This window comes from Weizmannia agrestimuris (assembly GCF_943193165.1).
Taxonomy (GTDB): Bacteria; Bacillota; Bacilli; order Bacillales; family Bacillaceae_C; genus Weizmannia; species Weizmannia faecalis.
On the sequence record NZ_CALPDC010000061.1, the window covers coordinates 1 to 12599 of the forward strand.

Here is a 12599-nt window from a genome sequence, read left to right on the forward strand (position 1 = left end):
TCAGTAAAGATGTTTGATAAAAGCTCAAAAAGAATTTGACGTTTCGTTTTGTCCAGTTTTCAAGGAACAATCTGTGTCGCATCTTTATGACTGCGACTTTTCTATTATATCAAATGCCGGATAGCTTGTCAACGTTATGTTGCTTGTTCGCTATCGGACGAGTATTAATATATCATGTCGTGAGCATTTGTGCAATAGTTTTTTTGAAATTCGTTGGTAAATTTGAAACCGGCCACCTCCAGTTCCTTCTACAAAATAAGACAGGACAAACATACATTGCGGCTTTATTGCGAAAACCGGACGGACAAAAAATAATAAGATTCAGCCTATTTTTTTGAGATTCCCATGACTAAAGCCGCAATCCCTACATTTTATGATGTGACGAGTGGAATGCTTAAAATGGCTAAGCGTTCGCAGTCCATTTCTGTTTGACACCCTTCAACTCATTACCCTTCCTATGACAGCGCGTATAGCATCTTAGGCTGATTGGCTATTACCACCAACTACAGGCGCATATCGAATATTCATTGCACCAACTAAATCTCTGTGTTTCCGGAGTTGCATTTGCAATCATATTTACGGTCATTTGCCTTATTTCTCTCGGAACAATTCGAGAGCAGGTTTAACTTATATAGACAGGATTAACATGTTCAGCCTTAATCCAACTCATTTTGCTTTATATTCACTGAATTGAGACAGACGATAAAATGACCATGTGTGCAAACTTTTCTCGTTTTTACGGCTTGTTCTTGCGTTGAAATCTTATCCATCGAGAATCCATATTTTGACGGTTTGATGTCGTTTTCCACGCAAGCCCTCTGGTATAGAAGTTCCCAGTCCATCCTTGTGACAATTGCTTCAAATTTCCAGAGAGGATCACAACTTGAAGCTGATTTTTCTCATACTTTGGCATTACGAATGGCCAAAACCTTCTTGGGGGCTTCTTCCAGAAATTCACCTGATCATATACAGCCTTTCCGTCCAACACGGTCAATTCGTCGTCAACATAGCGGATTCACGATGAATCATCGTTTTTAGGTTTTGAAGTCCACCTCCGTTTACGGTATAACCAATCCTACAGTTTTCCCACTAACTGTAGAAATCATCTCCCCAACCCCTTTGTCAAAAAGAGCATAACGAATGGTAATAGGGAGAAAGCAACTGATAGGTCTCTTCTGCAAAACCGAGTACCCCTTGAGATTAAACAAAGACGTGACTTCCCTTCAAACACAAGAAGAGGATAATAACTTTTTCTCCCCGGATTGTTGGGATTAACCGATCTCTGCTTTCCCCTAGCCTCCATAGACGGTTTTCACATTGAATCAAACTCCAGAATGAGCTCCTGGTTCAATCAGATCCATACAGTGCACACACCCTTTAAAATAACAGTTGCATATTTTATTTAAAAATGTATAATGTATTTGACAGTAAAGGAGACTTTACGTTAAGTATGCTTTACCTTTTGAAAGGAGATGCCTACGTTTGAAAAATAACCTACCTGAAATACGGTCTGAATTTGGGTATTCTCAAGAAAAGTTGGCCAAAGAACTAAACGTGTCGAGACAAACCATTATTTCCATTGAAAAAGGTAAATATAACCCTTCCCTGCCATTGGCATTAAAAATTGCTAAGATTTTTAATATGAAAGTGGAGGATATTTTTACACTTAATGAAAAGGAGGAGTTATAAATGTCTAATCGAAAAATGTTACTTATATGTAGTTTCTTTTTTCTCATCGTCACGATAGGACTCTTAATCTTGTCTTTCAAAACAAAATATGGCTTAAATTTTAACGCTTTATTAACGTTGTCGCTTTCTGTTCTCTCATTTAATGTGTGGTATGTATATCCTCATATAAATAAACACGATGAGAGAGCAAAATTCATTAAAAGAAAAACCATAAACTACACTTACTTTTTCATCCTTCTCTATTTGATAGTATTTTTTATATTAAGCCAATTCACACTAAAAGTACAGATAAGCAACTTAATTATTTTGTTAATCAGTTTCATCATTATTACATTGTCATTTACCATGACTATTGTTGCTAAGAAAAACTGAAACCGGATGCCGGTTTCAGTTTTAATGTTTTTTAATACCAAGAGCCTTGCCTACAGGACCAACCAATAGTACCACCGGATGCTCCAGCTGCTAGGTATATACAGGCTGCACATCCAGTTCCTGCTGTCCCCACGCATGCTGCACTACAAAGAACAGAAATAACTGTAATCGTCGACCAAGCAATCCTTTACTAGCTAAGCATTTATGGAGATATTTCGTCCGCAGCCATGCCGCTATTGCAAGAGGTTTTGACGTTTATTTTGGCGGATACTTTAAAAAGGGTTATTTGCTCCTCCTATGCTTGGCAGCCGGAAAACAAATAATCCTCCCAATATAATGCCTATTTTTACTGAATGTTTCTTCCTATTTCAGATTTCTTATAAAATATGCGGTGTTTTTACTTATTTCAAAGTAAACCGCACGACCTCTCGGAAATATAGGTTTATGGTACGGAAAAAAGTGGTATATAAGTTGAGATATATATAGATAAAAACTATGGATCCATCTAGGAGAGTGATTGTTCATGAAACCTATTGCCACACCGTTTCCACCTGTTTCGATGGGAGACATCCATGTATATGATGATATTATCCAGTATTTTAATTTCAAACAAGTAAAACAAGCGTTGCCGCACCGGCCGAAGTCGATTACCTTTGTCACAACCGGGATTATTCCTTATGACGGCGGACAGACGACGATGCTGCATTTAGGTACGGAACTCAGCAAACTTGGTTTCCAGGTTTACTATTTAAGTTATTTTTCCCAACCGCGGAAAGCGATGGAGATAAACGCTGAGTTTAATTACGCCGGGTATCAGGGTACCTGTCTTGATGTGAGCGCATTGAAGACCCATCAGTCAGATATTTGGATAGGGACACTCTGGGAATCGGTTTATGTTTTTAAAGACAAACCCGGATACAAGATGTATTTTGTTCAGGATTATGAACCTTATTTTTACCCATTTGGCGATCGGTATTATCTTGCGAAGAAGACCTATGAATTAGGATTACATATGGTTTCGCTCGGACCTTGGTGTGCCGAGATGATTGAAAAAGAATGCCGGGTGCAAAGTCCGCTTGATGTGATCCGTTTTCCGGTTGACATGGAACAATATCCCTTCCACCCGAGAAACTTCCTGGATTATAAGAAAAAAAAGGAATTCAGAATTGCAGTCTATACAAAATGGGACAGTCCACGAAGAGCACCAATCACTATTCAGATCGTTCTCAATAATTTTCTTAAGCTTTGCCAAAAACACGGATATCAGCTGGATATTGTCTATTTCGGTACCGATCAATCCGCGCAATTTATCAACGGTAAGAATCTTGGCCAGCTGACGAAAAAAGAATTGCACGAGCTGTATCTCAAATCGGATTTTGGCATTGCACCATCGATGACCAATTTTTCTCTTGTGCCCTATGAAATGATGAGCAGCGGTTTGCCGGTTATCGATTTCTATGAAGGTACGGGCCGAAGCTTCATGCCAGAGAATTGTGCTTTATTTTGTCATCTTGATGAGCAAAGTCTTTTCCAAACCTTCCAAAATGCGATCAGCCATCCAGGGCATATCGCGGAAACGGTTAAGAACGCACAGGCACATTTAAACACCGTTACTTGGAAGGAAACGATCAAAGATTTTATCAATGTAATAAACACTATTCAATCCAAAAACAGGATTGTTTCTTGACAAAAGTTTTATATCTTTTTCCAGGGGCTCTTTTTTGATGGGGAAAACTTCTATTGAGGAGGATGAATCCTTCTTACGATGATCCCGATCCCACCTCCTTTTCCCCGCAATCCCCCCTGACCCTCAATTGATTTCGCATTCGTTTACATTGCTGTGGTGAATTTACAGATTTCCCCGTAGCGAAAAAAAGAGAGGCCTCTTAAAATTGCGCTGATCATCCAGTCACGGATGCCAGGAGATATAGCATTTTGGCAAAGGCTCTTAAGATAGCATCATGACCACCCATATAGGATCAACGTTTGTTAATCGTAACGAATTCAGGTTTACCAATAACGGCCTTTTTCTTTTCCTGTGCGAAAAATCCACACACCCCAGGCAAGGACTACTAACAAATTGTATGCCTTAATCCAGCGGGGAGCAGGGCCAACGATCATGTTGGCAATGAAACCTGCCACACTCAAAATTAAAAGGATTGCTAAAAAAATTTGATTTTTCTTGTTCATTCTCAATCCTCCCTTTTCCAAAGAAAGTTGAAATCCCCGATTATGCTTGGCATCTGCCACGCGGATTTTTTTTTCTTTATGACTGATCCCTTTCCCCCCTTGCATTTGCCAGCCATCCATTGGCCTTAATCGTCTACCGGTCAAATCCAGGGGGGCACAAGTCATCCCCAAAACAGCCGTTAGTTGCTGCAAGTGTATCGGTTGTAGGCCAAGTACCCGGCACGGTATAATATTTTTATATACGAAACTTTCTTGTGGTTTATTTTCTTCCTTTTATCATGGGGTGCATATTAAAGCGATTCAACGCTCACAAGTGCAGCGAAGTCTTAAACGTTCCGAGGCTAACGGGCCGGTTCGCTTTTTTCGTTCAGCCTGACAGCGCGGCGGTGTTCGGCATGATCCTGGGCCAAAAAATAGGCAATGCTCAGCAAAATAATGATCCCGCCAACTGCCTGGAACCAGGAAATTTTTTCTCCAAAAAGCAAATAGGCCAAAATGGCTGCGCCTACCGGTTCGAATAAGATCGCGACAGAAACAACCGATGCACTGATCCATTTGACAACCCAGCTAAAAACAGAGTGCCCGGCAAGTGTTGGCAAAACGGCCAGGAGGAGAAAACAGATCCAGTTGCGGGCGGAATACGGGTAAAAAGCTTCTCCGGCAAAAAGCACATAGAAAAACAGTACAACTGTTGACGCGAGGTAGACGATAAATGTGTATGAAACCACATCCGACCTTTGCCGTACGTACTGGCCAATCATCATATAAGCTGTAACAAAAAGGCAGGAGATGAGCGCCAAAACATCGCCGTAGAGTGCTTTTCCGCTGATAAAAAAATCGCCCCAGCTGATCAGGATGCTCCCGAAAATGGAAAATGCAGCACAAACAATCGCCTTAAGAGAGAGCGATTCCCGAAAAATAAAATAGCTGCCGGCAAATGTAAAAACCGGTTGCAATGTTACAAGGACAGTCGAGCTGGCAACCGATGTCAAATTCAGCGATTTAAACCATAAAATAAAATGGAAAGCGAGCAATGCCCCGGAAAGGATGGAAAAGAACACATCTTTTTTCAGCATGCGCATTTTCGCTTTCTTTCTGGCAGCCAGAAAGATTGGCATCATGATGATGGTGGTAAAGAATAACCGATAAAAAGCAATCACACCGGCATCCGCCGTACTGTACTTCACCAAAATGGCGGAGGATGTGACAGCCAGTACGCCCGCAATTAAAGCAATATAAGGATTCAAATTGCGAATTCTCCTTTTTTTGATTATTTACTTTTATTTTATAGCGCAAAGGCAACATTGAACAGTGTTTTTTATAAGGGGGGAAGCCGGATGGTTTTTGGAGATTTGGAAATTTTATATAAGCTTGGGATTACGGCCGTGCTGGGGCTGATTATCGGGCTGGAAAGGGAATTAAAGCGGAAGCCGCTCGGACTGAAAACCAGCCTTGTCATTTCAATTATCAGTTGCATCCTCACCATTGTTTCCATTCAGTCTGCCTATCTTTTCAACCATGCCCATAGTGTGCAGATTACAATGGACCCGCTCCGGCTTGCCGCACAAATCGTTTCCGGAATTGGTTTTCTCGGGGCAGGGGTGATTTTAAAAAAAGACAATGACACCATTACAGGCCTGACCACCGCCGCCATGATTTGGGGAGCGAGCGGAATCGGGATTGCTGTCGGGGCCGGTTTTTATATGGAGGCGATTGCCGGCGTTGTGCTCATCATCATTAGCGTTGAAATTATCCCTTATTTAATGGGCAAAGCAGCACAATCAAAATTGCGTAATAAAGACCTGATTATAAAAGTGATCGTCTGCAACAGGGATGCCATACCCTCCGTCCTCGATGCGATTGAGAAGCAGCATATTACTATTGAAAATATCCGGATCAAAGATTTAAAAGATCAAACCCATTTAGTCGATTTAAAGGCGCGGGCGAGCTACAAACATACGACTGTGGATGTATACCGCCATATTTCCGGCATGGATGAAGTTGCGGCTGCAGAGGTAGAGAGCTGAATAAAGCTTTTTACTGAGCGAAAACCGCTTGCTTCTTCCGATCAGGCTCAGGTTTCGGATATTCAGCAGCAGCCGCATTTTCTCCATCTTTGCTCGCACCCGCCGGCAAGTAAGGACTTCGTTACGAAGCGCTTATTTTAAACCAGGAAAAGGATGATCGCAAAATAAACGACCATTGCTGCCAGGCCGAGCGGGAATGCAAAGCGCGCATATTCAATGCTTGAGATTTTTAATTTTCCCGCGGCAATGATATTCGGAATATTCCCCGGCACGAGCATTCCGCCGCTAATCAGCAGGCCCATCAAAATATCTTGAATCGCCTTATCACCCATCGCCGGGCTGATTTCAGCTGCGGCAAGGGTGGCATTATCCAAAACAGCAGAAACCATATTGATCCAATACAGGACGAGCGGATTTAGGTCCAGTAAATAGGCTTCAATAAATGGTTCAAATCCTGCCCCGAGCAAAGTGAGCGCCATGACAAACAAGTAAATCTTGAAACTGCGAATGACAATTTCCTTGTATGATTCTGAAGCCGGTTCAGCTTTTAGCCCTTCATCTTCCTTGGAGGCTATGCTCGGTTCTTTTCCTGCCGCGGTTTCCATGGCGCTTGCATACTGCCCCGGTTTGACGATCAAAGCAGCCAGTACGCCGAAAAGAATGACAGCCGGGATCACTGAAGTGCCGGTAAGTCTCAGCAAGTAAAAAAAGTCCGCATCCAGTTTGCTCACGACAATGGTGGAAAGTGGCTCCCCGATCGGCGTGAGCACAGCTCCAAGGCCAATGGCGAAACAGGCGAGGACAACCAAACGGACTTCCGTCTTCCGGTCAAGCCGCAAAAAACGAATGATCGTGACAAGAACGATGGCGGCAACAATGGCGGTGATGACGCTCGACAGCAAACCGAGTATGATGACAAAGAGCGCAATAAACAAACGAAACGGCATCGCATGGCTGATCCGACTGATTCCTTTTTCGATCGGTTTCTCAAACCAGCGGAACAAAAGCCCCATCGCAAGCACAGCAATCGTGATATTGAGCGGGTGCAGTAGCGCTTCCTGCACTAGATGCCAGGAAAATGACCGGCTGACAATACAAGCTGCCACGCCCATTACGAACAAAAAGGCTTCCAGATTCCTTTCCACTATTTTTGTAAACGGCAGGCACAGGACCAATAACAAAATAACCGTCAATCCCATTACCATCAAACCACTCCCTTTCATTTTTTTCGGAAAGCAAAAAAGCCTGCCACCGCGGGACATACGTATCCCTTGGTGACAGTCTCCTCCTTTAAGACAATCTATTCCATTGTCAAAACCATTCGCGTTTCACGGTAATGCTCTATCTATGATAACATCTATCCCGCATTGGCGCAATGGTGTACACCCCATCATTTGCAAAAAATTTGATCATCTTTTGCCCTTTAACGGATTGATTTTATGAATGATTCAATCCCCAATCATTAGGGTTTGCTGAACGAATCCGATTTGCCAGCAAGCTTTGCCTCAATATTTAAAATCAGGCATCTGCGAAAATGCATGGTGATGCTGAATCAGCTTTCAAGTGCCTGCTTGTTTTTGTTCCACCGGCGCCGGTTCTTTCATAAAGAATACGGCTACGGCCATGGGGCATAAAAGTAAAATAGCCCCCGCTAAAACAGGATAGCTTAAATCGATATTCCCTAAAACTTGTGCACCAACATATCCCGCTAATAAGGTGAAAGTTGTCCCGAATACTTGGTTATTAGAAAATACTTTTTCAAACGGATAATCCTATTCTTCCTCACGAATGCTATCTATCATCCATGAATCCACTGTGCCCGATCTTAAAGATTCGCCAAGCAAGGTAAAAATCGCACTTAGAATAAGAAAAACCATATTTCCCCAATCAAAAAACAGCAGGAACAGGCCAATACTCCTGATCACGCAACTGCTAATCAGCGTTTTTTTCCTTCCAAAAGTATCCGCAATCACGCTGGACGGGATTTCCGTAATAAAACCAACAATCCAAAAAATGGATAAAAACAGATTAATATCAGCATAACTATCATGGATGGACTTCATATATAAATATAACGTCCCGCCAAACACCATAATCCCCATGTTATACAAAATATTGAACGCATAATAGGTGTTTTTAATTCTTTGAATCCTATTCAAGTTTCATTCACCACTCCCAGGATATCCAGTATCATATGAGAAACCGCCGATGCCCGCTATGATTGCTTGCCCGTATGCAATCTTCTCCACAACGAGTGCCGCGGTTAAAACAAACATTGTTAATCCATTTGGACATGTCCATTCTGTTATCAGTAAATTTCAAATCATTTTTAAAAGCAAACTGATCTGATATATTATTGCATACAGAGTACGGATTAGGTGTCTCCATTCAAAAAAATGAAACAAAAAAGCCGTTATTTTGATCGACCAAAATAACGGCTTATTTATTTTCTATATGTCGTTTTATACCGGCTGCCATTTGCGCAAGAACAGGGTATTGCCCACAACTGACACAGAACTGAAGGCCATGGCAGCTCCGGCCAGGATCGGATTTAACAGCCCGAATGCTGCCACCGGGATCAGAACCACATTGTAAGCAAAAGCCCAGAACAGGTTCTGGCGGATTTTCCGCATCGTTGCTTTCGACAAGCGGATTGTGTTGACAATCCCCATTAGGTCGCCGCGCATTAATGTAATATCAGCGGCCTCCATCGCAACATCTGTCCCGGTTCCAATCGCAATTCCGACATCGGCTGCAGCAAGAGCCGGGGCATCATTGATCCCGTCGCCGACCATTGCGGTGATGTTGCCGGCACGCTTTAATTTTTCAACTTCTTTAGATTTATCTTCCGGCAGCACTTCCGCGAGCACACGATCAACGCCGACTTGCCGGGCAATCGCTTCGGCAGTACGGCGGTTATCGCCTGTCATCATGACCGTTTCAATGCCCATTTCTTTCAACATGCGGATCGCTTTTGCCGATGTTTCTTTTACCGTATCCGCAACAGCAATCAGTCCGGAAAGCGCGCCATCCATTGCAACCAGCATGGCCGTTTTGCCGTCTTCCTCAAGTTTTTCCATTTGGTTGATCACATCGTCGATCCGGATATGCGCATCCTGCATCATTTTTTTATTCCCGATCAAAACTTCTCTTTCCTCTATTTTAACCCGGATACCATGGCCCGGGACTGCTTCGAATTCCTTAACATTTGGCAGTTGCAAGCCTTTTTCAGCTGCTTTTTTTACAATGGCTGCACCAAGCGGGTGTTCCGATCCTTTTTCGGCTGCGGCGGAAATGGCAAGCAAATCATCCTCTAAAAAACCGCCGTATGGAATGAGATCTGTTACTTCCGGCTCTCCTTTTGTAATCGTGCCGGTTTTATCGAGTACAACGGTCGTAATGCGATGGGCGCTTTGCAAATGCTCCGCGCTTTTGATCAGCACGCCGTTTTCAGCACCGAGGCCGGTTCCTACCATGACTGCTGTCGGGGTAGCAAGCCCGAGGGCGCAAGGGCAGGCGATGACGAGCACAGCAACCATGCTGACCATCGCAGGGGTGAATCCGGCCGCAAAATACGTCACCGCAAATGTCACCAGTGCAATCAATATGACGATCGGTACGAAAATACCCGAAATCTGGTCAGCCAGATGCTGGATCGGCGCTTTCGACCCTTGCGCCTCTTCCACGAGTTTAATGATCTGGCTGAGCGCCGTATTTTTCCCGACTTTTGTGGCTTTAAAACGGAACGAACCGGTTTTATTCAATGTCGCACCGATGACGGCATCGCCCGCTTTTTTTGAAACAGGCATGCTTTCGCCGGTCAGCATGGACTCATCGACAGAAGAAGCCCCTTCTGTGATGACGCCGTCAACCGGAATTTTTTCTCCGGCGCGGACAAAAAGAATATCACCGGGGACGACTTCTTCAACCGGTACTTCAATTTCTTTTCCGCCCCGGTTGACTCGGGCCGTTTTTGCCTGCAGGCCCATCAGTTTTTTCATCGCTTCAGATGTTTGGCCCTTTGCCCTCGTTTCCATCAGTTTGCCAAGAACGATCAGCGTCATCACAATGGCGGATGCCTCAAAGTAAAGCATGCGCCCGGAACCGAGGATGGTGAGAACAAGGCTGTATAAATAGGCCGTAGACGTCCCAAGCACAACCAAAACGGCCATATTGGCACTCCCGCCCCGGATTGCATGGTAAGCATCCCGGTAGTAATGGCCGCCGACAAAAATTTGCACAATGGTAGCAAGCAAAAGCTGTAGCCATGGATTCATGTGGAAAGAAAAGCTGCCGCCGTAATGCATAGCGATATCCGAGATCATTTGCAACAAGAAAAAGACGGAGATGACAGCACCAACTGCAAATTTTATTTTTTGCTTTTTATATGCTTTCTCACGCATCTTCTTTTCATAGTCCGGATCCATTTCGCCTTTTATTTTTGCGTCATAGCCGGCCTTTTTTACAGCGGCAATCATTTGTTCAGCGCTTGCCTGCCCCGGCAGGTATGTAACACTTGCCGTTTCCGTTGCCAGGTTGACGGCGGCGCGAACAACACCGGGGGTTTTTTTCAGCGCCCGCTCCACGCGGTTGGCGCATGCCGCACATGTCATGCCCATAATATTGAGCTGCGCTTTTTCTTCTAATACACCATAACCCGTTTTCTCCACTTTTTCGATCAAATTTTCGACGGTCGCCTGTTTCGAATCGTATTGAATGGCAGCTTTTTCTGTTGCCAGGTTCACATTTACTTTTTTGACGCCTTCCACTTTTGATAAATTCTTTTCAATCCGGTTGGCGCAAGCTGCACACGTCATGCCGGTAATGCCAAGCGTGACGCTTTCGGCCTTTTTTTCCTGTAGTGATGCGGCCATATCCATTCCTCCTGACGCCTTTTATACCCTCTATAGGTATATTTTTTTGAAAAAAGAGAGCGTGCCCGAAAGCACAGCCCGTTTTGTCCGGATTTACGCTACTTCATAGCCTTGGTCTTCAATGGCTTCTTTTACTTTATCAAGCGTCACTTCATTCGGATCGAATTCAACATCCACTTTTCCTTCTGCCAAATGAACGTCTACATTTTTCACGCCTGACAATTCGCCGACGCTTCCTTTAACCGCTTTTACACAATGTTCGCAAGACATGCCTTGTACATTTAAGGTTACTTTTTCCATGATCCATTCGCTCCTTTATTTTCGCATTGTTTTTTGTATGGTTACTAAAAATTCATCCAGTACATCGAGATCCCCTTCTTGAATCCGTTCCAGGACACAATTTTTCAAATGGCCCTCAAGCAGGATCTTCGACACGCCGTTTAAGGCAGATTGGATGGCAGCAATCTGGGTAATGACATCGTCGCAATAGGTATCTTTTTCGATGAGGCCTTTGACCCCTCTTACCTGCCCTTCAATACGGTTCAACCTGCTGACCAGGTTCCTTTTCACTTTTTCCGAATGGTGGCTTTTACGTTCACTGTGGGCGGGGCAAACGGAAGCTTCATTCCGGGCATCCATCATGATATCCAATTCCTCCATATCCTGGCCTCCTCGTATATGTAAAATATACCTCTCCCCGGTATACTATGTCAATAGAGATGCTCCTATTTCTAAAGCGTACGTCAAATGGCCCGGAAATGTTGATCACCTTTTCAAATAAGCGATCTTGTTTTAAATTGGAACTTGCTGAATAAGCCAAATTCCTAAATTTGGCAAGGATGCTGACAGCTTTGGCATCAATTTAATGCAAGTTTTTTAAAAATGCAGGGAAAAGCTTGCACTCGAAACGCGCCCTATGTGAAGAAAGGTCTTCGTTTTTCCGCGCTTTCTTAACATAGACGGGCTCTATGTTAAGGAAGGCCGCCTTTTTTCCGCGCTTCCTTAACGTAGACGTACCCTATGTGAAGGAAGGTCTTCGTTTTTGCGTGCTTTCTTAACGTAGACTCAAAACAAGCCGCACCTAGGCTCGAAATGTCCTTTTGAACCAGCCAAAAAGACAAAACACGCTGCATCCGGGCCCGAAATGTCTTTTTGAACCTGCCAAAAGGACAAAACAAGCCACACCTAGGCTCAAAATGTCCTTTTGAACCTGCCAAAAAGACAAAACAAGCCACACCTAGGCTCAAAATGTCCTTTTGAACCTGCCAAAAAGACAAAACAAGCCGCACCTAGGCTCGAAATGTCCTTTTGAACCGGCCAAAAAGACAAAACACGCTGCACCCGAGCCCGAAATGTCTTTTTGAACCGGCCAAAAGGACAAAACAAGCCGCACCTAGGCTCGAAATGTCCTTTTGAACCGGCCAAAAAGACAAAACACGTTGCATCC

At 43.8% G+C, this 12599-nt stretch carries 10 protein-coding genes and 2 pseudogenes; 3 read left to right on the top strand and 9 right to left on the bottom strand.

Going from position 1 to position 12599, the window contains the following annotated elements:
- Window positions 1–477: 477 nt before the first annotated feature.
- Window positions 478–753: pseudogene (locus NFR98_RS14585) on the bottom strand (zinc ribbon domain-containing protein); the annotation flags it as partial.
- A pseudogene (locus NFR98_RS15920) lies at window positions 753–1351 on the bottom strand (transposase family protein); the annotation flags it as partial. The pseudogenes NFR98_RS15920 and NFR98_RS14585, both read right to left, overlap by 1 nt.
- 131 nt (window positions 1352–1482) lie before the next feature.
- On the opposite strand from NFR98_RS15920, the gene NFR98_RS14590 reads away from it, so the two are divergent.
- Together NFR98_RS14590 and NFR98_RS14595 are read left to right on the top strand one after the other, a co-directional pair.
- A complete protein-coding gene (locus tag NFR98_RS14590; protein ID WP_014097633.1) occupies window positions 1483–1689 on the top strand; it encodes a helix-turn-helix transcriptional regulator in 207 nt (68 codons plus the stop codon).
- Between the two features lie 895 nt (window positions 1690–2584).
- Window positions 2585–3748 carry a glycosyltransferase family protein gene (locus tag NFR98_RS14595; RefSeq protein ID WP_013860044.1) on the top strand — a complete coding sequence of 388 codons (1164 nt, stop codon included), beginning with the start codon at window positions 2585–2587 and terminating at the stop codon, window positions 3746–3748.
- Between the two features lie 323 nt (window positions 3749–4071).
- Here the strand turns inward: NFR98_RS14595 and NFR98_RS14600 are convergent, their stop codons facing one another.
- Both NFR98_RS14600 and NFR98_RS14605 read right to left on the bottom strand, forming a co-directional pair.
- Window positions 4072–4371: a hypothetical protein gene (locus NFR98_RS14600; protein ID WP_230090467.1), complete on the bottom strand. Its 300-nt coding sequence runs from the start codon at window positions 4369–4371 to the stop codon at window positions 4072–4074.
- Window positions 4372–4592: 221 nt separating this feature from the next.
- Complete coding sequence (locus NFR98_RS14605; protein WP_014097631.1) at window positions 4593–5498, bottom strand: DMT family transporter; 906 nt, start codon at window positions 5496–5498, stop codon at window positions 4593–4595.
- Between the two features lie 90 nt (window positions 5499–5588).
- Here NFR98_RS14605 and NFR98_RS14610 point away from each other — a divergent pair, with 90 nt between their 5' ends.
- Window positions 5589–6278: an MgtC/SapB family protein gene (locus NFR98_RS14610; RefSeq protein ID WP_014097630.1), complete on the top strand. Its 690-nt coding sequence runs from the start codon at window positions 5589–5591 to the stop codon at window positions 6276–6278.
- Window positions 6279–6415: 137 nt separating this feature from the next.
- On the opposite strand, the gene NFR98_RS14615 is transcribed toward NFR98_RS14610, so the two are convergent.
- The 5 genes from NFR98_RS14615 to NFR98_RS14635 all read right to left on the bottom strand — a co-directional run bounded on the left by NFR98_RS14615 (window position 6416) and on the right by NFR98_RS14635 (window position 11812).
- On the bottom strand, window positions 6416–7483 hold the full coding sequence (locus NFR98_RS14615; RefSeq protein WP_251460463.1) for a DUF1646 family protein: 1068 nt from the start codon (window positions 7481–7483) through the stop codon (window positions 6416–6418).
- Between the two features lie 567 nt (window positions 7484–8050).
- Window positions 8051–8437, bottom strand: a complete 387-nt coding sequence (locus tag NFR98_RS14620; protein WP_061565795.1) for an MFS transporter — start codon at window positions 8435–8437, stop codon at window positions 8051–8053.
- A 303-nt stretch (window positions 8438–8740) separates the two neighbouring features.
- Window positions 8741–11152: a heavy metal translocating P-type ATPase gene (locus tag NFR98_RS14625; protein WP_251460465.1), complete on the bottom strand. Its 2412-nt coding sequence runs from the start codon at window positions 11150–11152 to the stop codon at window positions 8741–8743.
- A 93-nt stretch (window positions 11153–11245) separates the two neighbouring features.
- Window positions 11246–11452 (bottom strand): copper chaperone CopZ, encoded by a 207-nt coding sequence (copZ, locus tag NFR98_RS14630; RefSeq protein WP_013860051.1) that lies wholly within the window; start codon window positions 11450–11452, stop codon window positions 11246–11248.
- Between the two features lie 15 nt (window positions 11453–11467).
- Window positions 11468–11812 carry a metal-sensitive transcriptional regulator gene (locus tag NFR98_RS14635; RefSeq protein ID WP_035184253.1) on the bottom strand — a complete coding sequence of 115 codons (345 nt, stop codon included), beginning with the start codon at window positions 11810–11812 and terminating at the stop codon, window positions 11468–11470.
- Window positions 11813–12599 lie beyond the last annotated feature (787 nt).